The sequence below is a fragment of the Ruminococcus sp. RTP21198st1_G1_RTP21198_201120 genome (assembly GCF_040924265.1).
Classification (GTDB): Bacteria; Bacillota; Clostridia; order Oscillospirales; family Ruminococcaceae; genus Hominimerdicola; species Hominimerdicola aceti.
Genome location: NZ_JBCOMH010000006.1, coordinates 136,553 through 157,701, shown reverse-complemented (window position 1 = coordinate 157,701; position 21,149 = coordinate 136,553). Strand labels below are relative to the sequence as shown.

General features: G+C 43.7%; 20 protein-coding genes. 2 read left to right on the top strand and 18 right to left on the bottom strand.

What is annotated here, in order from left to right:
• Nucleotides 1-196 precede the first annotated feature (196 nt).
• The 8 genes from AB5627_RS05710 to AB5627_RS05675 form a co-directional block, all read right to left on the bottom strand.
• Nucleotides 197-1,789: an NAD(P)/FAD-dependent oxidoreductase gene (locus tag AB5627_RS05710; protein WP_022288267.1), complete on the bottom strand. Its 1,593-nt coding sequence runs from the start codon at nucleotides 1,787-1,789 to the stop codon at nucleotides 197-199.
• 60 nt (nucleotides 1,790-1,849) lie between these two features.
• Nucleotides 1,850-3,121, bottom strand: a complete 1,272-nt coding sequence (locus AB5627_RS05705) for a YbbR-like domain-containing protein (protein ID WP_022288268.1) — start codon at nucleotides 3,119-3,121, stop codon at nucleotides 1,850-1,852.
• Nucleotides 3,109-3,990, bottom strand: coding sequence for a diadenylate cyclase CdaA (cdaA, locus tag AB5627_RS05700; RefSeq protein WP_041337229.1), 882 nt, complete (start codon nucleotides 3,988-3,990; stop codon nucleotides 3,109-3,111). The genes AB5627_RS05705 and cdaA overlap by 13 nt, the downstream gene beginning before the upstream one ends.
• Nucleotides 3,991-4,154: 164 nt before the next feature.
• A complete protein-coding gene (locus AB5627_RS05695; RefSeq protein ID WP_041337230.1) occupies nucleotides 4,155-5,015 on the bottom strand; it encodes a YitT family protein in 861 nt (286 codons plus the stop codon).
• A 30-nt stretch (nucleotides 5,016-5,045) separates the two neighbouring features.
• The gene (locus AB5627_RS05690; RefSeq protein WP_022288271.1) at nucleotides 5,046-6,515 is read right to left on the bottom strand and encodes a DUF2130 domain-containing protein; all 1,470 of its coding nucleotides are present in this window, start codon (nucleotides 6,513-6,515) and stop codon (nucleotides 5,046-5,048) included.
• A gap of 136 nt (nucleotides 6,516-6,651) precedes the next feature.
• Nucleotides 6,652-8,214 carry a hydroxylamine reductase gene (hcp, locus tag AB5627_RS05685; RefSeq protein WP_333635113.1) on the bottom strand — a complete coding sequence of 521 codons (1,563 nt, stop codon included), beginning with the start codon at nucleotides 8,212-8,214 and terminating at the stop codon, nucleotides 6,652-6,654.
• Nucleotides 8,215-8,281: 67 nt separating this feature from the next.
• Nucleotides 8,282-8,800: a nucleoside recognition domain-containing protein gene (locus AB5627_RS05680; protein ID WP_022288273.1), complete on the bottom strand. Its 519-nt coding sequence runs from the start codon at nucleotides 8,798-8,800 to the stop codon at nucleotides 8,282-8,284.
• Nucleotides 8,787-9,311: a nucleoside recognition domain-containing protein gene (locus AB5627_RS05675; RefSeq protein WP_117863266.1), complete on the bottom strand. Its 525-nt coding sequence runs from the start codon at nucleotides 9,309-9,311 to the stop codon at nucleotides 8,787-8,789. Before AB5627_RS05675 ends, AB5627_RS05680 begins: the two co-directional genes overlap by 14 nt.
• Nucleotides 9,312-9,565: 254 nt before the next feature.
• On the opposite strand from AB5627_RS05675, the gene AB5627_RS05670 reads away from it, so the two are divergent.
• On the top strand, nucleotides 9,566-9,814 hold the full coding sequence (locus AB5627_RS05670; RefSeq protein ID WP_022288275.1) for an AbrB/MazE/SpoVT family DNA-binding domain-containing protein: 249 nt from the start codon (nucleotides 9,566-9,568) through the stop codon (nucleotides 9,812-9,814).
• Nucleotides 9,815-9,927: 113 nt separating this feature from the next.
• Here AB5627_RS05670 and AB5627_RS05665 read toward each other — a convergent pair whose 3' ends face one another.
• The 10 genes from AB5627_RS05665 to AB5627_RS05620 form a co-directional block, all read right to left on the bottom strand.
• Nucleotides 9,928-10,791 carry a glycoside hydrolase family 25 protein gene (locus AB5627_RS05665; RefSeq protein ID WP_022288276.1) on the bottom strand — a complete coding sequence of 288 codons (864 nt, stop codon included), beginning with the start codon at nucleotides 10,789-10,791 and terminating at the stop codon, nucleotides 9,928-9,930.
• Nucleotides 10,763-11,221, bottom strand: a complete 459-nt coding sequence (locus tag AB5627_RS05660) for an Rrf2 family transcriptional regulator (protein ID WP_022288277.1) — start codon at nucleotides 11,219-11,221, stop codon at nucleotides 10,763-10,765. Before AB5627_RS05660 ends, AB5627_RS05665 begins: the two co-directional genes overlap by 29 nt.
• 16 nt (nucleotides 11,222-11,237) lie before the next feature.
• The gene (gene rpoD, locus AB5627_RS05655) at nucleotides 11,238-12,338 is read right to left on the bottom strand and encodes an RNA polymerase sigma factor RpoD (RefSeq protein ID WP_022288278.1); all 1,101 of its coding nucleotides are present in this window, start codon (nucleotides 12,336-12,338) and stop codon (nucleotides 11,238-11,240) included.
• 42 nt (nucleotides 12,339-12,380) lie between these two features.
• The gene (gene dnaG, locus AB5627_RS05650; RefSeq protein ID WP_022288279.1) at nucleotides 12,381-14,144 is read right to left on the bottom strand and encodes a DNA primase; all 1,764 of its coding nucleotides are present in this window, start codon (nucleotides 14,142-14,144) and stop codon (nucleotides 12,381-12,383) included.
• Nucleotides 14,145-14,167: 23 nt separating this feature from the next.
• Nucleotides 14,168-15,163 carry a deoxyguanosinetriphosphate triphosphohydrolase gene (locus tag AB5627_RS05645; RefSeq protein ID WP_022288280.1) on the bottom strand — a complete coding sequence of 332 codons (996 nt, stop codon included), beginning with the start codon at nucleotides 15,161-15,163 and terminating at the stop codon, nucleotides 14,168-14,170.
• Between the two features lie 119 nt (nucleotides 15,164-15,282).
• Complete coding sequence (locus AB5627_RS05640; protein WP_022288281.1) at nucleotides 15,283-15,903, bottom strand: YigZ family protein; 621 nt, start codon at nucleotides 15,901-15,903, stop codon at nucleotides 15,283-15,285.
• A 55-nt stretch (nucleotides 15,904-15,958) separates the two neighbouring features.
• A complete protein-coding gene (rpmE, locus tag AB5627_RS05635; RefSeq protein ID WP_022288282.1) occupies nucleotides 15,959-16,159 on the bottom strand; it encodes a 50S ribosomal protein L31 in 201 nt (66 codons plus the stop codon).
• Between the two features lie 424 nt (nucleotides 16,160-16,583).
• The gene (pyrE, locus tag AB5627_RS05630; RefSeq protein ID WP_041337243.1) at nucleotides 16,584-17,246 is read right to left on the bottom strand and encodes an orotate phosphoribosyltransferase; all 663 of its coding nucleotides are present in this window, start codon (nucleotides 17,244-17,246) and stop codon (nucleotides 16,584-16,586) included.
• 45 nt (nucleotides 17,247-17,291) lie between these two features.
• Nucleotides 17,292-19,544: a hypothetical protein gene (locus AB5627_RS05625; protein ID WP_368369728.1), complete on the bottom strand. Its 2,253-nt coding sequence runs from the start codon at nucleotides 19,542-19,544 to the stop codon at nucleotides 17,292-17,294.
• 11 nt (nucleotides 19,545-19,555) lie between these two features.
• Nucleotides 19,556-20,257 carry an ABC transporter ATP-binding protein gene (locus tag AB5627_RS05620; protein WP_178086268.1) on the bottom strand — a complete coding sequence of 234 codons (702 nt, stop codon included), beginning with the start codon at nucleotides 20,255-20,257 and terminating at the stop codon, nucleotides 19,556-19,558.
• 149 nt (nucleotides 20,258-20,406) lie between these two features.
• Between AB5627_RS05620 and AB5627_RS05615 the strand changes: the two genes are divergently transcribed.
• Nucleotides 20,407-20,943: a nitroreductase family protein gene (locus AB5627_RS05615; RefSeq protein WP_022288286.1), complete on the top strand. Its 537-nt coding sequence runs from the start codon at nucleotides 20,407-20,409 to the stop codon at nucleotides 20,941-20,943.
• The last annotated feature ends 206 nt before the right edge of the window (nucleotides 20,944-21,149 follow it).

Below are 21,149 nucleotides of genomic sequence, written 5' to 3'. Positions count from 1 at the left end.
ACCACAAAAAAGACTGCTTTCCTACCCTTTTAAGGGTGGTTGCAGTCTTTTTTTATTGCGCGTTTTTTTACAGCCCTTTTTTGTGTGATATTTCGGCTTATACAAACGAGTGTAGGTAAACGGGCGAACAGTGTTCGCCCCTACAATAAAAAGCCATTTACTGTACGATCTTTTGTACAGCAAACGGCTTTTTTTGTTATTTATCACACGGTGCTTGTCTTGCCATTATCTGCATTGCGGCTTTAAGACCGTCAACGGCGGCGGACATTATGCCTCCTGCATAGCCTGCACCCTCGCCGCAGGGATAAAGATTTTCCACTGAGAGAGATACCATATCTGCGTTTCGTGTAATGCGAACAGGGGAGCTTGTACGGGTTTCAGGTGCGGTGAGCATTGCACCTTTATCGCCGAAGCATTTCATTTTTCGTGAGAAATTCTGCAAGCCGCCCTCCAACATATCAGTCACGAATTTAGGGAATACATCACGAAGCTCTGTCGCCTTACAGCCAAGTGCGTAGGTGGGTGAAACTGTGCCTGCTATTTCAGGCTTGCCATCAAGAAATCCGCCAACTGTCGTGCCTGCGCCTTTATATGAGCCTGTGAGAGTATAAGCTTTTTGCTCTATAGACCGTGCGAAAGCCACTCCGTCAAGCGGGCAGTGGCCAAAGTCGTCAGGGGTAACGGCCACGACAACTGCGGCGTTTGCGTTTTCACCGTCACGGGCAAACTCGCTCATGCCATTTGTGACAGTGCCTCCGCTTTCGGAAGCTGACGGCACAACTGTACCGCCTGGACACATACAAAAAGTGTAAACACCTCTGCCGTTTTTATCACGCCATGAAAGCTGATATTCACCCTTTGGAAGCAGTGGATTGCCTGCATGGTCACCGTATAAGCTTTCGTCCACAGCCGCTTGCTTATGTTCTATTCTTGCGCCAACAGAGAACGGCTTAGGCTCCAGAAAGATGTTTTTGCACTGCAAAAGCTCAAAAGTATCCCTTGCGGAATGACCAATAGCAAGTATAACGGCAGACACTTTTTCGTCCTTGTCACCTGCTGATATAGTCTGCACTTTGCCGTTTGAGATAGCCAGATCAGTGAGGGCAGTGTCAAATCTTACCTCGCCCCCAAGCTCTATTATCCTTTTTCGGATAGCCGTGACGATATTTCGCAGATTGTCAGTGCCTATATGCGGCTTAGCTTTTGTGAGGATCTCTTTCGGCGCACCGAAATCCACGAAGCGTTCAAGAACATATCTGCAAAGAGGGTCTTTTATTCGTGTGGTGAGCTTGCCGTCAGAAAATGTGCCTGCACCACCTTCACCGAATTGCACGTTGCAATTGGTGTCAAGCTCGCCTGTGAGCCAGAATTTCTGTACCGATGCAGTACGTTTTTCCATTGAGCTGCCACGCTCTAAAATAATCGGTCTATATCCCTGCTCGGCAAGGGCAAGCCCTGCGAACATTCCTGCTGGTCCAAAACCTGCAATGACAACTTTGCCCTCTGCTTTTTCTGTGGATATGACAGGCTTGTAAACACTGCGCTCAACATAGGTCAGGGAAGTGTTCTTCTCACAGAGCTTCTTTTCAAGGTCGGCACTGTCAAGTGTCACGAAAACTGAGTGGACAAAGTGAATGTCGTTGCGCTTTCGTGCATCAAGAGAGCTTTTGTGTATCTCGCAGTCTATGGCGTGCTTTGAGACACTGCCTAGCTTTTTCAGAGCGGTGGAGATAACTTCCTGCTCTGTTGCGTTAAGGGGGGAACTTATTTGATTTACTATTATTGGCATATATCCTCCTGCGTTTTTACCGAAAAATCGGGACGAATAGATCGTCCCGATAAAATTTTATTAGTCTGAAACAACTATCTGTATCTCGTTTTTGCCGAAACCCCAAACGTTGTTGTAGGTCGGTGAATAGATTATAGCCTCTCGAGCATAAGAACCAGAGTCAATTATGTCGCTTAGATTGACCTCAGCGTATAAGTCGCTGTCTTTAAGATTGTTTATCACATCTTCAGGACCGTAGACCTTGACGTTTGTGAGCTTTTTTGTTTCTATCTCAGTGGACTTGCCTGACGGCTTGCCCGTTGTGATGATATGGTCTGATGTTATGGTGAACTCCTTCGAGGTGTATCCCTCTGAGTCAAAGGATACACGAACGTTTTCATCGCCATTCATATTAATCTCACCTGAGTTAAGAGGGATCTTGAAGCTGAACACCTTTGCAAGGTTTATCTCTGAAAGTTTTATGGAGCCGATAGTGAGCGTTTCTGTATCTGAGTCGTCAAGATTTGGCGACACCACAGATATCTCTTCCTCGGAAAGCTTCAGTGGCAGTGAGCTGACATCAAAATTATCCGTACAATTAGAGATATCTACCTTTAGCTTTGCTGTCTTTTTCTTGTAGATAACAAAATTCACATCGACAGACTTTGTATCCTTGACTTCTATTTTAGATGGATCAACAACGTTGTCGTCATCGTCATAGAATACGATATCCTGCGTGTTGATAGTCGTGTCCTCGGATATTTTCTTTGATTTTGAGATCTGTGCCACTGCTTTGCTTATGTTGTCAAGGTCATTTTTCGGACCTTCAACTGTTATCTCGCTTGGCGATGTGGTAGTTTCTTTAAGGATATAGCCCTCCTCAGCGCTTATGAGCGGGGCTTCTGCGGTGAGTGGGATAGTCTTTGTGGTAAGTCTGTCAAACTCCACAGAAACAGTGTCAGGGTTGACAGAAACTACAGTTACCTTGTCGGTGGAATGTGATGACTTGACATCAATGTCAAGGTCGTAGGTACCCTCTTTTGTTACGTCATCAAGATTGACAGTTGCCACAAGATCTGCGGCAGTATAGCTGCCTATCTCATAGTTCATGCCCTTTATCTCAACGTCTACGGAGATATCCTTATAGTTGAGTGCGGAAAGTCCTTTTTCTTTTGCCTGCGTTCCGTCAAGTGAGAACACAACAGGAACGTTTGTTATAGTCTTGTTTATTGTAGGATACTGAGTGATAGAAAGGGCGAACCATATTATTACAGCAATGATTATGGAAAGTATTCTCAGACCAAAGTCTGCACCATGGCGATTTTCTTTTTTAGCCTTTTTTACTTTTTCCATTTTGAAATCACCCTTCCTGCAAAAGAATTTTCTCTAATGGAATTAGCGTCCTTTTCAGGCAAAAGACGATTGTCCAGAAGTCTTTTCAGAGAGTCCTTTGAATATCCCCTGGTAAGCTCTCCGTTTTCGGCAACTGAGATGTTGCCTGTTTCCTCAGATACCACGACGACTATTGCGTCAGAGTTTTCGCTCATTCCGATAGCTGCACGGTGTCTTGAACCGAGTTGTTTGTTTATAAGTTCGTCTTTCTGCGGTCTTGGCAAGAAACAGCCTGCCGCAAGTATTATTCCGTCTCTGATTATTACAGCACCATCATGGAGCGGTGTATTCGGGAAGAATATGTTTCCGAATATCGCTGTTGACGGTATGCAGTTGAGTATCGTTCCTGTAGCTATCTGTTCCCCAAGCTTTGTCTTTCTCTCACAGATTATAAGCGCACCTGTTTTGGTGGAAGAAAGACTTGCGGCAGAATCACATATAGCGTCAATAGCTTTTTTCCAATGTTCGGTGTTGTCGTCAGAGTCACTTGAGCTAAAGAAATTAAAGCCACCCAGACTTGTTCGTCCGACCTTTTCAAGAACACGTCTGAGTTCAGGCTGAAACATTATGATAAGAGCAAGGAAGCCCCACTGGAAGCAGATCCTTAGCAAAAATCTGATAGTTTGCAAATTAAAGAATACTGCAAGCAGGTAGCAACCTATAAGTATAAGGATACCTTTTGTGAGCTGCTGCGCCCTTGTTTCGCGAATAAGCTTTATGCCGTGGAATATCAGAAAGGAGAGGATAGCAATATCGACAATGTCATTAAGACCTATTGATGTAAAAACGCCCCAAATAGCGTTTATAACATAAGCGATACTGTCAAGCATAGTTCACACCCTTTCGATAATTTCTGTAAATGTAATGAAAAAAACAAAACAAATACAGATGATTTTATATATATTAATAGTATATCATATTTTTTCGCAAAGTACAAGGGTTGAACAAGATTTTTTTTAATAAAAAGCGGACCTTTTTTCAGTCCGCTTCTATATCAGCTCTCTTTTGGCAGATAAAATCTTCCTGAGAGTTTTTGTGTTTTTACTTCGTTTATGAAGGCTTTCGGATCGGCTTCTTTTACAGCGTGTATGATCTTTTTGGTCTGTGCCGCTGATACTACTGAATAGACGATCTGTCTTTCGCAGTGTTCATAAGACCCCTCGCCGTCAAGTATGGTCGCGCCATGCTGGCTCACTGCATAAATAGCGTCTGCTATCTCTTTGGGCTTGTTTGTTACGATAAGCAAGGTGCTTTGCTGGAATTTTTTGTAGAGCATATGCAAAACAGTTGTTGAAGCATATTGAAAGATGATAGAATACAGTGCTTTGTCCCAGCCGAACATAAAGCCTGCAACGCACAATATGACCGCATTGAAGCCAAGTATAACATTGAATGTGTCCATATTGCTTTTCTCTGAAAGATAAATGGATATAAAGTCCGTTCCACCTGATGTTGCACCACGATTAAGGCAGAGGCTAATGGCAACGCCGTTTATCATTCCTCCGAAGATGCTTATGAGAAGCACGTCCTGGGTGATTATGTGATTGGGGATAAGGTCGGTGAAAAAGCTGTTGAGCAGTATCATCACGCAGGAAAAAGCCGTGAACTTTTTGCCGATAAATCTGAAACCGATATACACGGGGATTATGTTCAGAGTTATGTTTATGATGCTGAACGGAAGCATTATGCCTGCAAGCTGTTTCACTGCACGCTGTATGAGTATGGACATTCCTGTCATTCCGCCTGGGTAAAGACCGCCTGTGTTTACAAAGGTCTTTGTGTTTAGCGCCATCAGAAAGGCGGCGACAGTCACGGCGATAATTGTGAAAATGTCTTTTCTGATATCTTTTTTCATGGCTTTGCCACTCCTTTCATATGTCAGCAATTATTCTCCTTTAAGCTCGGCAAATTTTTTCTGCATGGTAGGGTTATTTTTGGTAAGACTCTTGATAGTGAGAGCGTCAGCCTTTTTGTTTGCAAGGCGCAGATTGTTTTCTGATGAAATAAGGTTTTCTTTTATCTTTGTGAGATGTGCTATAGACTTGTCTATTTCTGTGATAGCTTCGCCAAAACGTCTGCTTGCAAGTTCATAGTTTCGGGCAAAGCCCTCCTTGAAAGTGTTGATGTTTTGCTCAAACATTGTGATGTCGATATTCTCGTTGCGCACCTTTTCGAGCTCTTCCTTATAGGAAAGGGTATTCATGGCGGCATTTCTCAGTATGGTGATTATTGGTATAAAACACTGAGGTCTGACTACATACATTTTATCATAAGCATATGAAACATCTGTGATACCTGCGTTATAAAGCTCGCTGTCGCTTTCCAGAAGTGAAACAAGTACAGCGTATTCACATTTTTTCTCACGTCTGTCCTTGTCAAGCTCTTTGAAGAAATGCTCGTTCTTTTTCTTGGTGGAGGTGGTATCCTGCTCGTTTTTCATTTCAAACATTATGGATATTATCTCCACACCGTTTTCATCACATTCACGGTAGATAAAGTCGCCCTTGCTTCCTGAGCTTGCGTCGTTATCCTTGTCAAAATAAGCGTTTCTGAATGCGGTAGCTCTTATCTTGTTGAACTCGTTCATGCAGTGCTGTTCAAGGCTCTCGCCCACCATTTTTGTAGACAGACGGCTTTTTAGGTCTTTGTAGTATGCGATAGCTTCGTCCTTACTTTTTATCTGTGCATTAAGCTCTGCAATAGTGGAATTTTTCTCACTTTCCACTTTTGAAAGTGCAGTGGTAAGCTCCAAAGCCTTTTCAGTATCCTTATTTTTGATATCTGTTTCAAGACGTGTTATCTCCGCTTTATATTCATTTTCTGACTTTTGCATTTGCAGAGTATGCTCAGAATTGAGTTGCTGTATCTGCATATCACGCTGAGATATCTCCTGCCTGAGCTTGTCCTTTTCGCTGTTGAATTGCGATCTTGCTTTCTCCACAGCCATTGATATGGCAAGTTCTTTTTCTGTGGTCATAGATTTGGTCTGAGCGGTAAGCTGTGCAATAAGCTTTTCGTTTTGACTTATCTGCTCTTTTAGCTGCTCAAGCGTTTTTTCATACTCGGCTCTTGTGCTCTCCTGAGCCTTTGTGACTGCAAGTGTCTTTTCACTCTCACCGTTAGCCGCAGCCGCTTTCAGCTTTTGTATCTCCATATCCTTATCATTGACAGCCTTTGTATACTTGCTGTCAAAATCAAGCTTAGCAAGCTTCAAAGCCTTGTCTTTTTCATCAGCCACACGCTTGTCAAGCTCTTTATCAAACTCAGCGGTTTTTACCTGAGCCACGATAGCCGCATAGCCCTGTTCATCAACTTTGAATACCTCTCCGCAGTGGGGACATTTTATTTCAGACATTTTATGTACCTCCGATTTCTTATTTTTTCTTTAATATGATTATACCATATTTTATTCCCTTATACAAGAAATGAAGAAGATTTTTTTACGACAAAAACGCAGGAACGTATTACCACGCTCCTGCGTTTGCGGCTTATCAGCCAAGTATTTTCTTTATATCTTCTTCAGGGGTGCTGATAGGAGTAAGCTGGAACTTATCGACCAAAACGTCAAGCACGCCCTTTGAAACGAATGCAGGGAGGGTCGGTCCGAGGTAGATGTTCTTTATGCCCAATGAAAGCAGGGTGAGAAGTATGCACACTGCCTTTTGCTCATACCATGAAAGCACAAGTGTCAGCGGCAGATCGTTCACACCGCAGTCGAACGCCTCGGCAAGTGCAATGGCTATCTTTATGGCTGAGTATGCGTCATTACACTGTCCGCAGTCAAGTATCCTTGGTATGCCGTCGATAGTGCCGAGATCCATATCGTTTATGCGATATTTTCCGCAGGCAAGAGTGAGGATAAGACTGTCAGGCGGCGTGAGCCTTGCGAAGTCAGAATAGTAACTTCTGCTCGGTGACGCACCGTCACAGCCGCCTATGAGGAAGAAGTGCTTTATCCTGCCCTCTTTCACAAGGCTTATTATCTTTTCGGCATTTGACAGCACTGCGTTGTGTGCAAAGCCTGTTGTTACTGTGTGACCGCCGTTCATGCCTGTCATTTCCTTGTCCTCGTCATAGCCGCCGCACTCAATGGCTTTTTCTATAACAGGCGTAAAATCCTTGTCGTCGCCAATGTGCACAAGCTCAGGATATGACACGATAGAGGTGGTGAAAACTCTGTCGCAGTAGCTTTGACGGACAGGCATTATGCAGTTTGTTGTGAAAAGTATCGGTGCAGGGATATTGTGAAATTCCGACTGCTGATTTTGCCAGCCTGTGCCGAAATTGCCCTTTAGCTGCGGATAGGCTTTGAGCTTTGGATAACCATGGGCAGGGAGCATTTCACTGTGAGTGTAGATATTCACTCCTTTATCTTTGGTCTGCTCAAGGAGAAGTTTCATATCGTGCAGGTCATGACCGCTCACGACGATAAATGGCCCTTTTTCAATGGTCAGTGGAACTTCTGTAGGGACAGGGTCGCCGTATGCGTCAGTGTTTGCGGCGTCGAGAAGTGCCATACATTTCAGGTTCACATTGCCTGTTTCAAGCACCAGCCCCAACAGCTTTTCAGGGTCGTTCTCGCTGCCTATGGCACGCAGAGCCTTGTAGAAAAAGTTTGTCACCTCGCTGTCAGTTTTGCCAAGTGCCTGTGCGTGATAAGCATACGCCGCCATACCCTTTATTCCGAAGAGGATAAGTGATTTCAGCGAGCGGATATCCTCATGATCGTTCCACAGTTTTTTCATGTCGTAGTCATCAAACTTCTGAGAGTTGATGCGGTTTCGCTCAATGTGTATCTCCTCTGTGAGCTGTTTTATGGTGACATTATTGAAGTTCACGTTCGTGATAGTCGTAAAAAGCCCTTTGAGTATGAGCATATCTGTTTTTTCAGTTGACGAGCCATTTTCTGCGGCATTTGCAAGGGCGATAAGTGCACCGATAAGCTCGTCTTGATAAACTGCTGTGTCGGCTTTTTTGCCGCATACGCCTACTTTTCCGTCACAGCCTGTGTTGTGTGCAGTCTGCTGACACTGGAAACAAAACATATCTTTCACTGGTAAGACCTCCGTATATTTGTGATAGGTCTATTATGTACCGATATGTGAAATTTATTCCTGAGTTTTATGAGAAAAACAGCCTTACTGCAAGTGCAGAGAACACAAATCCCATAAGGTCTGAAAGGCACGCCGCTGCAAATACTGAGGGGTAAGCTTTTTGCTTTATGGCTGAAAAATATACTGCTATGGTGTAGAATGTCGTTTCCGTTGACCCCATTAAAACGCTTGCTACACGTCCGCTGTAGCTGTCAGGGGAAACGCTTGAAAGAATGGTTTCAAGGCAGGCGAGTGCGCCGCTCCCTGAAATGGGTCTGACTATAGCAAGGGGTATACACTCTTCTGGAAAGCCCAGAAAAGTGGTCACAGGTCGGAGAAGTTTTGCTATAATATCAGCCGCACCTGATGATGTGAACATTCCCACTGCTGTCATAAGCAGAATGAGCATTGGTATCAGCCCCAAGGCGATTTTGAGGTTTTCAGCCGCACCCTCGCAGAACACATTCACTATATCCACCTTTTTCACAAGCCCATAGCAAAGTATAAAAACCATAAGCGCAGGCACGAAAATGTCACCGAAATTCATGGCGTTCGTCCTTTCTGAGGTTGAGGGCATAGACCATAAGACAGCCTGCGGTCACGGAGATAAGGGAGGAGAAAATGATAGCAGGCGTTACGTCAAAGGGGGATACTGCACCGTGTTCAAGGCGCATTGCCGCAATGGTGGAGGGGATAAGCTGAATGGAAGCCGTGTTAAGCACCACAAGCATAGAAATGCACTTCTTTCGTGCCGCAGGCGGAAGCTTCTGCATGGCTTTCACTGTGGCTATGCCTGAGGGTGTGGCGGCATTGCCTAATCCTAAAAGGTTTGCGGTCAGGTTCATTGTCACGGCATTCATGACCTCGGGGCAGTGTGCGGCATCTCTGAATAGTAGCCTAGTGACAGGGGATAGCATACGGGCAATGACCGCTGTTATGCCAGCCTTTTCACATATCTTCATAAGTCCGCCCCAAAGACACATCGAGCCACTCAGGTATATGACAAGCTCCACCGCTTTGTTACATCCTTCAAGAGAAGCCACTGATACTGCAGTCATGTCGCCTTTAAGAAAACCGCATAACAAGGCGGATAGGGACAATATCACAATTATTACGCTTAATATAATTAACACTCCTTTCAGCTAGTATTCATATCAAGTTAATATATAAAAAACTTTGACAATAAGTGTGAAATTTTGGTGATAACGCTTGACAAATGTAATTATGTTTGTTATAATATGTTTATCATAAGATTTATGTTAAATGAAATACTATTTTTGTGTTTCAAATTAATTTAAAGGGGATTGATTTTATGAAATCTACAGGAATTGTAAGAAAAGTTGACGAGCTTGGAAGAATAGTTCTACCTATCGAGCTCAGAAGAACCTACGACCTTGCTGTTAAGGACGCTATCGAGATCTATACAGATGATGACAAGATCATTCTGAAGAAGTTCCAGAGAACTTGTATCTTCTGCGGAAGCGGTGAAGAGTGCGTTGAATACAAGGGCAAGACAATTTGTGCAGCTTGTATGGCAGAGCTCAAGGGTGAAGCTAAGTAATTACATATTTGTAGTAATATTATGAAACAGACAGGACGGACATGAAAGTGTTTGTCCTGTTTTTATTTTATGTGATAGAAAAAGCGTGTATGCAAAAAAACATACACGCTTTTTCATATTATAAGTTTTTTGAAATCATCTTCGCTGCCATTAAATACCGTCATGTGGAGATATTCGCCGCTTTCATAGAATGAGAATTTTACACGGTTGGTATAAGTCCAGAACGTCCAATCCATATCCTCGTCAGGCCTTGAAAACAGGCTCTCATACCATATCTTGTCCTTGTTAAATCTGCTGTCTGAAGCAACGATGTTTTTGTACGTCCGTTCTGTGCAGTATATGACAGGTCTTACGCCGTATTGCTTTTCTATCCTGCCGCAGAAGTCTGCAAGGTTATCTGCGGCTTCGTAATAGTCAGGGGGCAGAAGTCTGTAAAGTCCTCTCAGTCTTACCTCCACTGCAGGGATAAGCCTGCCGCTTAGATCCTCGCCCACAGCATTTATGAAATGCTCTGCCTGCTTAGTGCCGTCAGTATCAAGCTCAAGCACATGGTATGCTCCCACTGATATATCAGTGTCCTTTGAGCCGTTCCAGTTGTCACGGAACGCACCGTCCTCAAAGGTAGTGCCTTTGGTGGCTCTTATATAGGCGGTCTGGATATTCTGCTTAGCAAAACTCTTCCAGCGTATCTCGCCCATTGACTCTGTTACAACAGGTCCTCTTATTGGATAGTCACGCTTTTTCGGCTCATTGAACCACAGTCTGCCTGTATACAAAAGCACCGCAATGTTTATCACAAGCACAACTGCACACAGTATTATCAGCCGTTTTACGAGCTTTTTCAGAAATCTGTGACGCGGCTTTTCTTCCTCGCAGACCTCGTAGTTTGTGTAGTTTGAAAGGTCACGATCGTCATACTCGCTGTCTATTTTGTTTATAGCTTCCTTGTCAAGCTTGAATTTCTTGCTGCGTTTCATTAGCAGTATCCTCTCGGTTAAATTCCTCAGAATTTGCGATAAGCTCCGCAAAGGTATATGTGTCAAGCTTGTTCCTTACCATTTCAGATATCTCGTTAAAAGCTTTCTGATAACAGCAGATACCGTCTGCACCTCTGTTGCAGGTGCAGTCTGGGGAAAGACATCTTGAAAAATAATATGTACCCTCTATGGCTTCAAGAACGTCTTTCAAGGTAAGCTGTGCAGGGTCTTTATTTATGATATAGCCCCCCTGCGTGCCTTTATATGACTTCACTATGTCAGCCGCAACAAGCTTTCTCAGTATCTTCAGCGCAAATCGAAGTGTAACGCAGGCATCATTGGAAATGGTCTTTGCGTCCATTTTGTCTTTTTCGCGGCATAGAACGGATACTATTCTTACTGCGTAATCCGCCTCAAGTGTTATAAACATTTATTTCCTCCGAAACTTAGTCAAGATAATCTCTTACCTTGTTGCTCCTGTTAGGGTGACGGAGCTTTCTGAGAGCCTTTGCCTCTATCTGACGTATTCTCTCACGGGTAACGTTGAACTGCTGACCTACTTCTTCAAGAGTTCTTGAACGTCCGTCCTCAAGACCAAAACGCAGTCTGAGCACCTTCTCTTCTCTCTCTGTAAGAGTGGAAAGCACCTGATTTATCTGCTCTTTAAGAAGCACAAGTGAAGCGGCTTCTGCCGGAGCCGGAGCGTCATCATCAGGGATAAAGTCGCCAAGATGTGAGTCCTCCTCCTCACCGATAGGTGTTTCAAGAGAAACAGGGTCCTGAGCGATACGCATTATCTCTCTTACTCTTTCAACGCTCATATCAAGCTCTTTTGCTATTTCCTCAGGTGACGGATCATGACCGTTCTTGTGGAGAAGCTGTGAGGATACTTTCTTTACCTTTGTGATAGTTTCTACCATGTGTACAGGTATTCTGATAGTTCTTGCCTGATCGGCAATCGCTCTTGTTATAGCCTGTCTTATCCACCATGTGGCATATGTGGAGAATTTGAAGCCCTTTGTATAGTCGAATTTTTCAACGGCTTTGATAAGACCCATGTTGCCTTCCTGGATAAGGTCAAGGAAGCTCATTCCTCTGCCCACATATTTCTTTGCGATAGAAACAACAAGTCTGAGGTTTGCTTCTGCCAGTCTTTTTCTTGCTTTTTTAGCGTCCTTTTCATTGCCGCTAGACATCTTTTCTGCAAGCTGTATCTCCTCCTCGGAGGTAAGAAGCGGCACTCTGCCTATTTCCTTAAGGTAGATCTTAACCGGGTCGTCGATAGCGATCCCGTCAGTTGAAAGGGAAATATCAACGCCGTCCTGATCCAGATCGTCTTCTGGGTTTACCATGTCAAGGCTGTCGTCGGTGATGATATCATCAATTATCTCAATATTATTTGCGGCACAGCTATCATAGAAGCTGTCCATTTGCTCGACGTCATAGTCGAGCTTTTCAAGAGCGTCAGTTATCTCTTTTGTAGTGAGCTTGCCTGTAGTTTTGCCGTGTTCCATAAGGTTATCAAGTATCTGTTTCTTGTCTGTCATTTCAAACACTCCAATCTCAATTTTTACATCGGTTGATCTTTGCTAATTCTTTTTGCGCATTTCTTCATACTTTTTGAAGAAGTCATCGTCGGATATATTCTCCTGTTTCTCCTTCGGCTTGTAGTTTAAAAGCACATTTATATAATCCTCAGCGACCTTGGCGTCAATGCCCAGTTCGCTGTATTTTTCCAGTATCTCCGTTATCTTACCCACTTCCTCGGGTGAAAATTCACCATTAAAAGATGATACAGAGCAATCCTGCAAATCGGTTATCTTGCTCGTCAGGCTTTCGTAAACACGCCTATTGAAGCTGGTAACGAATTTGTCGGGCGGAAGCCTTTTGAGAACATCTCCGCAGGCGTCATGATTATTGTAGAGATAATATATGATACCCGCTTCGGCGGCGGATTCTCGTCTGTGTTCATTGGCTTCGGGGTTTATGGTGTCACGCTTGTCAGCGAAGGTTATAGTGCGAGTCCATTCCTTTTTGCTATACTGATAGCGACGGTTTTTAAGTATAGCATTAAGTTCTGCATTGACAGTTGTGATGCTCACATTCTGTTCAGCCGCCACCTTTTTTGCGTATATCTCACGCTCAGTAGGGGAGCTTATATCTGCAAGGACTTTATAGGCTTTTTTGAGATAATCTATCCTGCCTATATCAGTGTCCATATCAATGCCGTCTTTGCATTTTTCTAACTCAAACTCTATTGCACCGTCTGATTTTTTCAGCAAATGGCGAAAGTGGTCTGCTCCGAATTTGTTTATGTACTCATCAGGGTCTTTTGCACCGTTCATTTTTATAACGGTGGTCTTGAGGCCAGTTTCACCTAGAATTTTTATTGCTCTCGTTGTGGCTTTCTGACCTGCGCCATCTGCGTCATAGCATATGACAACGTTGTCTGCATAGTTGGATATTATCTTCGCCTGCTCAGGGGTGAGCGCAGTTCCGCAGGAAGCTACGGCATTCTCAAAGCCTGCCTGATTAAGGGAAATAACGTCAAGATTACCCTCGCACAGAAGAATGGTCTTATCTTTCACTGCGGCGTTTTTGGCGAAGTTCATGGAGAAAAGAAATCTGTTTTTTGAATACACAAGGGTATCTTTTGAGTTAAGGTATTTTCTCTTATCGTCAGTTGTGAGCGCTCTTCCGCCAAAGCCCACTATATGACCTGCAAGGTCGATAAAAGGGAACATTGCACGATTTACGAAGAAATCGAACGTATTTCGGGTATTCTTCTGTGAACGTGAGATAAGCGAGCCTTGCTCCAATTCTTCCTCGGTGAAGCCCTCAGAGAGCATATAGCTTTTCAAGGCAGACCAACTGTTTGGAGCAAAGCCCATTCCATATTTCTTTATGGTTTCAATACTGAGCTTACGTTTGTTTATAAGATAGTCAAGACATTCCTTGCCCTGTGGTGTCTTTAGCTGATGATAGAAAAACCTTGCGGCTGTTTTATTCATTTCATAGAAGCGCTTTCTGGTATCGGTGCGCTTGCTGTCATAGCCGTTATCCTCCGGAAGCGGCACTCCGCCACGTTCTGCAAGGAGCTTGACAGCTTCCCAATAGTCCAGATTATTGTACTTCATTGTAAAAGTGATAACATCTCCGCCTGCTCCGCAGCCAAAGCAGTGAAAATACTCTTTGTCAGGGTGAATATGGCAGGACGGGGTTTTTTCGTTGTGAAAAGGGCAGAGGCAAACATAATCTCTGCCTGTTCTTTTGAGGGTGACGTAGCTGCTCATGACCTCTGCGATAGGGTTGGCAGCTTTAAGTCTTTCTATAAAATCTATAGGCAGCGGCAAATTTCTTCCTCCTTGGGTATGCGCTAATACTTTGTCCACCCCAATGGGATAAACAGATTTTTAAAGGTCTCAATGGCAAATCCGTCTGTCATGCCTGATATGTAATCGCAGATAGCACGGTCAATTCCGAACTGATAGGCGAGATTCATATAAAAGGCAGGCAGCTTTTCGATATGATGAACATAGTAGTCATAGAGCTTTGCTATCATGTCTTTAGCCTTGACTTCTTCTGATTTGCACTTTGGATTTGTGTATACAAAGTCAAACATAAATCTATGCAGTGCAGTGTAGGCGTCACTCACTTCGTTGTCCATATGCAGGCTTTCTGCTCCGCCCTTGATAAGCGAGGTCACAAGAGTGGTTATCCTCTCAGACTTGGATCCGCCAAGAACCTTTGTGATATTTTTCGGGATATCCTCCTCGGTCATAATGCCTGCACGAACGGAATCGTCGATATCGTGATTTATATAGGCGATAACGTCTGCAAATCGCACAACATAGCCCTCTTTCGTGTCGGCTATCATGTTAGTGTGCTTTAATATTCCGTCACGGACTTCTTCTGTGAGGTCAAGACCCTTGCCGTCTTTTTCCAAAATATCCACTACACGCAGGCTTTGCTCATAGTGGTGAAAGCCGTCAGGGCTAAGCTCGTTGAGAGCCCTTTCTCCTGCATGACCAAAAGGCGTATGACCAAGGTCATGACCCAGTGCGATAGCTTCGGTGAGATCTTCGTTGAGCCGCAAAGCCCGTGAGATAGTCCGTGCGATCTGACTTACCTCAAGGGTATGAGTAAGTCGTGTTCTATAATGGTCGCCTGCAGGGGACAGATAGACCTGAGTTTTATGCTTCAGCCGTCTGAAAGAGTTGCAGTGAAGTATCCTGTCACGGTCACGCTGGAAACACGTCCTCAGCGGACAAGGTTCGCAAGGATCTTTACGCCCTTTTGAATCAACAGACAAGCAGGCGTTTTCGCTCAGAAATTGTTTTTCAAACAACTCGGTTTGTTCTCTCGGCAGCACAAAAATTCCCCCTTACAGTATATAAAACATACTAACTCTATATAATATATACTATAATAGTTCAAAAAAGCCTTTATTTTTACATAAAGGCTGAATGTTTTTGTATAATCGCACAAATTTCATGCAAAATCAGCAAGAAGATTTGTTTCTTCTGACAATTCAAGCTTGCCGCAGGATATATCCGTAAGCTGTTTTTTCAGCTTGTCTGATAATTCAGACTTCACAAGAAACGCAAGATCTACAGAATCGGCAAAGTCCTCTTTTTCCATTATCACGCCATATTCAGGCAACGCATAGCTGACCTTGCCATAAAGTGTATAGTCGCAGGAAAAGGATATTCTTGAACACTCACACATTTTCATTTTTCTTGCAGCGTTCACCGCCATTGAACAACCCTGAGAATAGGCTCTTGTAAGACCGCTTGCCCCCAAAAGTATTCCACCGAAATATCGTGTCACCACCACACAAACGTCTGTAAGCCCAGATTTGTTTATTACATCAAGCACTGGCACTCCGCCTGTACCCTGTGGCTCGCCGTCGTCGCTGTATCGTGAAACGTTACCCTCTCTCAACACATAGGCATAGACGTTGTGCCTAGCCTTGCGGTTTTCGGCTTTTATCCTGTTTATAAATGCGACAGCCTCATCAGCGGTGCTGACAGGTGCGATATGCCCGATAAATTCGGACTTTTTCTCCGTAAAGCTCGCCTGAGCTTCCTCATAGATTGTTGTATATCCCATTTGGTTTCCTCATATAAAAGAAAAAAGGAACGGAATTATCCGTTCCCTTTGAAAATTAGTCAAGATTAAATCTCTTCTTGAATCTGTCAACACGTCCGCCTGTATCTACGAGCTTCTGCTTACCTGTGTAGAATGGGTGGCACTTAGAACAAATTTCAACCTTGATATCCTTCTTTGTAGAACGAGTATGGATAACATTACCGCAAGCGCAAGTAATTGTTGTTTCCTCATACTTTGGGTGAATTCCTTCTCTCATTTGACTTCCTCCTTCCAAACTAAAATTATGACTCATAGAAGCCCATCATTTCAGTTTAGACAGTAGTTCTATGTAGTATTTATCAATATGCTGAACAAATCAGCTTTATTATTATACCATTATATACGTCACTTGTCAAGCACTTAACACTTTTTTTACATTTATCCTGCTCGTTTCGACAAAACAAAAAGGCAACCCATTGGCTGCCCTTTGCTTGTGTAAAAATTTTGGAGAGGATGAAACGAGCTAAGAGTTTAATCTTAGTGTTTACATTCTTTTTCTTTCTCTGTTCTACATTACATATTATAGCCTTTAGGGGCTGTAACTTCAAGAACAGACAAGTTACATTTCACTACAATACTGTTACAAATTATTTCAATTTGTAACTTTAAAATAACCTTAAATTTTCCTCAAAGCAGGATTATTATTCGTGGTCAACTCCGTATGCTGCACGGTATTCCAGCATTTTGTCAAGATACTCTTTGCCCTCAACAACACCGTCCTGAATAGCCTTGATGATATCGTTGATGTTTACGATAGAGTATACCTTTACGCCAAAGTCTTTATAAGCCTGTTCAACAGCTGAAAGGTCGGTGTCAAGAGCCTTTTCCATTCTGTCAACTGTTATCACCATGCCTGTTACGTTTACGTCTGCGGCACTTTTGAGCTTTGGCATTGACTCTCTGAGAGCCTTGCCAGATGTCATAACATCGTCGATGATTATTACCTTTTCTCCGTCTGCAAGCTTCTTTCCAACGAACATTCCGCCCTCGCCGTGATCCTTAGCTTCCTTTCTGTCAAAGCAGTAAGAAACGTCAATGCCATACTTTGTTGCAAGTGCGATAACGGCTGAAACAGCAAGAGGGATACCCTTATATGCAGGTCCGAAAAGTGTTTCAACAGGTATTTTGTTGTCAGCTATGCAATCAGCGTAAAAGCCGCCCAGCTTTGCAAGCTGTTCGCCTGTTTTATAGTTTCCGCAGTTGATGAAATACGGAGCTTTTCTGCCACTTTTAAGAGTGAAGTCGCCAAATGTGAGAACTCCGCTGTCTACCATAAATTTTATAAATTCTTCCTTGTAGGTCATATTGAACTTCCTTTCAATTATGTTACTTTGATTATACCACATTTTTCACGGCTTTGCAAGGCTTTTTTGTCTGCCGAACATAAGTCCGTGAGAGCCTGTGGCAAGGCAGAAAACGCCGTGTTCTCGCATATCTCCGCATATTGAGTGTATAACACCGTATTGCTGTCTATCGGTATTTATACGTGCGAAACTTTCGCCCAGATCATCAGAAATATAAAAGCCGTATTCACCACTGATATTTCCTGTGACATACATTGCAGGAGTTTCCTCAAGCCCTTTTCCAAAGCCTATGCAGTTTATCCTGTCCTTAGGGAGAATGTCACTTATCCACACGCTGTCACTCTTTATCTCGAAGCGGTAAAGTCCCTTTATGCCGTTTGCAAGCCAGAATACTCCGCTTTTATCTGGCTGTCTTGAAAGCTGATAGTGAGCGTATCGTGGACACTTTATGTCCGTTTTTATGGACACTTCTCTGAAAGTTGCACCTTTGTCACGGCTGATGTAAAGCCCCAGATTTCCTCGTTCTGCTATGGCGAAGAAAAGATCGCTGTTGTAATAGTCCGAGAAAATTTTTACGTTGTGTTCATCTGCTGAGTTTCCACTACTGTCCGTAAAAATGGACTTTTGCCATGTTTTGCCCTCATCGTCGGTATAGCAGACAGCCTTGTTAGAAAAGCCTCTGCCGCCTGCAACAGCCCACATTATGCGTTTGCCGTCGGCAGATATCGCTGTCCAACCTGAGTCTACATTAGGCTTTTCGATGTTGTCAAGTTTTTTGTCTATAAACTCAGAAAGCCCACGGGGCATGGGAAGTCTTTCCCATGTTGAACCGCAATCTTTGGATAAGATCAGACCACCTTTTGTTTTGCCTGTCCAGTTGCCACGGGGAGTTGCGACGATGTATTCGGGGTCGCTGAGGGTGAGATCAGCATTAAGGCAGGTGATGTAGCGGTCGCCATTTTCGTTTGCAAAGGAATTTTCGCACTCACTGTCATAATCTTCAAAGGCAAAGCCACCAAGGTCGCCAATGATATCTATAATGCGATTACTGCCATGGGGAGTGGTGTATACATTAAGGTGAACAGTTTCCTCTATGCCCTCGCAGAATGGTTTGACAAGCACATCTCCGCTTGCAAGACCTGTTATCATGAACAGACCTGTTCCTGTGTTGAACAAGGCTGTGTCGCTGTCAAAAGGTGAAAACTTTATGTCGCTTATCCAGTGGACACAGTTTCCGCCGCCGTTGTATGAAGGCTTCATGTATGGGATATTCCAATCGAATCGGCTATATTCAAGCCTATTCATTATTATCTTCCAGCTTTCACCGCTGTCGGTGCTTGTATAGATCATATCTCCGCCATTTTTTCGGCAGACAGTTGATAGCAAGAGCATTTTGCCGTTGGAACATATTCCGCTGTAGCCGCATGGGATATGGTCCTCGGGGGTTATGTCTTTGTCAAAAACAGTCACTCCATTTTCGATGCGGTATCTGTATACCTTGCCGCCTGAAAGCGAGCCTGTGTCGCAAGCATAAGCACCCATGCCACCGTAGAATACTTCTCCGCTTGAAGCAAAAGTGATGTATATATATCTGCTGTCGCTGGTGATACGCTGTGGCACGAAGCCATAATAGGAGGAGTTTTCGTATTTCACAGGATCGGGGGCGGTGAGGGGAACGAAGCTTTTCAAGCCGTCTGTGGAGCAATACAGAGTGTGACCTCTTGTTACACCGTCAGGGGAGTTTGCTTCACCTGAACAGCCTGCTATAAAAAGTTTGCCCTCACTGTTTGTCCATATAAGCGAGATGTTTTTCTCACCAAACAGGTCTATGTTTTGCCAGCTTTCGCCCATATCCTCAGAATAGATAATTCCTGCGGTCTGCGAGCCGAAATACAGCCTGCCGTTTTTGTAAATAAGTCTGTCGCCTGTGGCTCTGCCAACTTCGTTTCCGTGAACGCTGCATGGCAGTGTCTTTTGAATTATATTTTCTCCCTTGTCATCAGATATGCAGATATAATTTGAGCGTTTATCTCCGCAGGTGAAAAACAGCTTATTTGGGTCGTTTTCGTCAAGGGCTATTGCAAGGGGATAGGTCTGTGCAGGGTCGTCTGCGGTAACTTTGTCTGCCAGATACGCCCAAGTTTGTTTATCAAAGTCATAGCGGTAGATACCACCGATGTCGGTGCGTATATAAAGCGTTTTGCTGTCGGTGGGGTGGAAAGTGATACCTGTCACAAAGCCGCCTCCGCCTATTTTCAGATTGCCATATTCGTATTTGACAGGTGAAAGAAGTTTCATATATTTCTCCGTTACCATTCGATAGTAGAAACGTCAACAGGGTCTTTGTTTATCTCAACTTTGTCTACCTTGCTGTTTTTGACGGTTATAACTCTGTCAGCCATTGGTGCGATAGCGGAGTTGTGGGTGATGACTATAACTGTCACACCGTCATTTCGGCAGGTATCCTGCAAAAGTCTGAGGATATTTTTACCTGTGTTGTAATCAAGAGCGCCCGTTGGTTCGTCGCAAAGAAGAAGCTTAGGATTTTTCGCCAATGCTCGTGCGATAGAAACACGCTGCTGCTCGCCGCCTGAAAGCTGGGAGGGGAAGTTGTTCATTCTGTCCTCGAGTCCCACTTTTTTCAGCACTTCTTCAGGCTTTGAGGCATGTGCGCATATCTGTGTGGCAAGCTCTACATTTTCCTTAGCAGTAAGATTATTCACAAGGTTATAGAATTGAAAAACAAAGCCTATGTCATATCTGCGGTATGTTGTGAGCTGCTTTTTATTAAAAGTGGCAATGTCCTTGCCGTCAACAAGGATCTTGCCCTCGTCGCAGGTATCCATGCCGCCGAGCATATTAAGTATAGTAGTTTTTCCTGCACCGCTTGCGCCTACTATAACAGCAAATTCGCCTTTTTCTATCTCAAATGAAACACCGTCTGCGGCATTTATGGTTATCTCGCCCATTTTGTATCTTTTATAAACGTTCTCGAATTTTACAAAGCTCATAGTCTGCACCCCCATATTGTCTTTACGTTATTGTATCACAATAATATGAACATTTCAAGGGCTTTTGCTACTTGAAATGGTGGAAGTGATATGTTATAATTGTATCTGAAATAGGCGTGAGCCTCACATTTTGACAAGGAGAGATATAAATGGAATTTCAGAAGCTTATTGAAAGCAGAAGAAGCATAAGAAAATATGACGGCAGTAAAAAGGTAACAAAAGAGCAGATAGAAACGCTCATAGCTGCTGCAACAGAAGCACCATCGTGGAAAAACTCTGAAACTGCAAGGTATTACTGCGTTCTAAGCGACGAGATGACAAAGAGGGTAAGAGAGGAGTGCTTGCCTGGATTTAACAGAGAAAGGTCTGAAAATGCGGCACTTCTTGTAACGACTTTTGTACATACAAGAGCAGGTTTTGACAAAGAGGGTGATCCTGATAATGAAGTCGGCAATGGCTGGGGTTTTTACGATCTTGGTCTGCACAATGAGATACTTCTTCTCAAAGCGGCTGAGCTTGGCTTAGGCTCGCTTGTAATGGGCATCAGGGACGGAGAAAAGCTCCGTGAGGTGCTTGAAATACCTGAAAGCGAGATCGTAGTATCGGTTATAGCCGTTGGCTATCCTGCAGAAGCCCCTGCCAGACCTAAAAGAAGAGCTGTTGAGGATATTGCAAAGTTCTTTTAATATGGGAGTTATGCAGTTTTTAGCTTGTATTTGTGATATTGACCTTCCTGCGCTTTAGTTTGGTCGTCAGACCTTTCCTTACAGCATGGGAAGGTCTTTTTGTGCATAAAAATAAGGCGTTAGAACAAAATCTAACGCCTTACTGATATTCTTTTGAACACGAAGTCTTATCGTTGTCCACATTACAAGACTTGTGAAGTGGTTTA

Excerpts from the sequence above, each read along its gene's own strand:
- AB5627_RS05680 (WP_022288273.1), bottom strand. The coding sequence starts at position 8,800 with ATGAATTTCGGTGACATTTTCGTGCCTGCGCTTATGGTTTTTATACTT.
- rpoD (WP_022288278.1), bottom strand. The coding sequence starts at position 12,338 with ATGACAGACAAGAAACAGATACTTGATAACCTTATGGAACACGGCAAA.
- AB5627_RS05705 (WP_022288268.1), bottom strand. The coding sequence starts at position 3,121 with ATGGAAAAAGTAAAAAAGGCTAAAAAAGAAAATCGCCATGGTGCAGAC.
- AB5627_RS05675 (WP_117863266.1), bottom strand. The coding sequence starts at position 9,311 with ATGACTGCAGTATCAGTGGCTTCTCTTGAAGGATGTAACAAAGCGGTG.
- AB5627_RS05690 (WP_022288271.1), bottom strand. The coding sequence starts at position 6,515 with ATGTCTGAAATAAAATGTCCCCACTGCGGAGAGGTATTCAAAGTTGAT.
- AB5627_RS05640 (WP_022288281.1), bottom strand. The coding sequence starts at position 15,903 with ATGGGATATACAACAATCTATGAGGAAGCTCAGGCGAGCTTTACGGAG.
- rpmE (WP_022288282.1), bottom strand. The coding sequence starts at position 16,159 with ATGAGAGAAGGAATTCACCCAAAGTATGAGGAAACAACAATTACTTGC.
- AB5627_RS05615 (WP_022288286.1), top strand. The coding sequence starts at position 20,407 with ATGGAATTTCAGAAGCTTATTGAAAGCAGAAGAAGCATAAGAAAATAT.
- AB5627_RS05710 (WP_022288267.1), bottom strand. The coding sequence starts at position 1,789 with ATGCCAATAATAGTAAATCAAATAAGTTCCCCCCTTAACGCAACAGAG.
- AB5627_RS05660 (WP_022288277.1), bottom strand. The coding sequence starts at position 11,221 with ATGTTTATAACACTTGAGGCGGATTACGCAGTAAGAATAGTATCCGTT.
- AB5627_RS05670 (WP_022288275.1), top strand. The coding sequence starts at position 9,566 with ATGAAATCTACAGGAATTGTAAGAAAAGTTGACGAGCTTGGAAGAATA.
- pyrE (WP_041337243.1), bottom strand. The coding sequence starts at position 17,246 with ATGACCTACAAGGAAGAATTTATAAAATTTATGGTAGACAGCGGAGTT.
- AB5627_RS05695 (WP_041337230.1), bottom strand. The coding sequence starts at position 5,015 with ATGAAAAAAGATATCAGAAAAGACATTTTCACAATTATCGCCGTGACT.
- AB5627_RS05625 (WP_368369728.1), bottom strand. The coding sequence starts at position 19,544 with ATGAAACTTCTTTCACCTGTCAAATACGAATATGGCAATCTGAAAATA.
- AB5627_RS05620 (WP_178086268.1), bottom strand. The coding sequence starts at position 20,257 with ATGAGCTTTGTAAAATTCGAGAACGTTTATAAAAGATACAAAATGGGC.
- cdaA (WP_041337229.1), bottom strand. The coding sequence starts at position 3,990 with ATGCTTGACAGTATCGCTTATGTTATAAACGCTATTTGGGGCGTTTTT.
- AB5627_RS05665 (WP_022288276.1), bottom strand. The coding sequence starts at position 10,791 with ATGAAACGCAGCAAGAAATTCAAGCTTGACAAGGAAGCTATAAACAAA.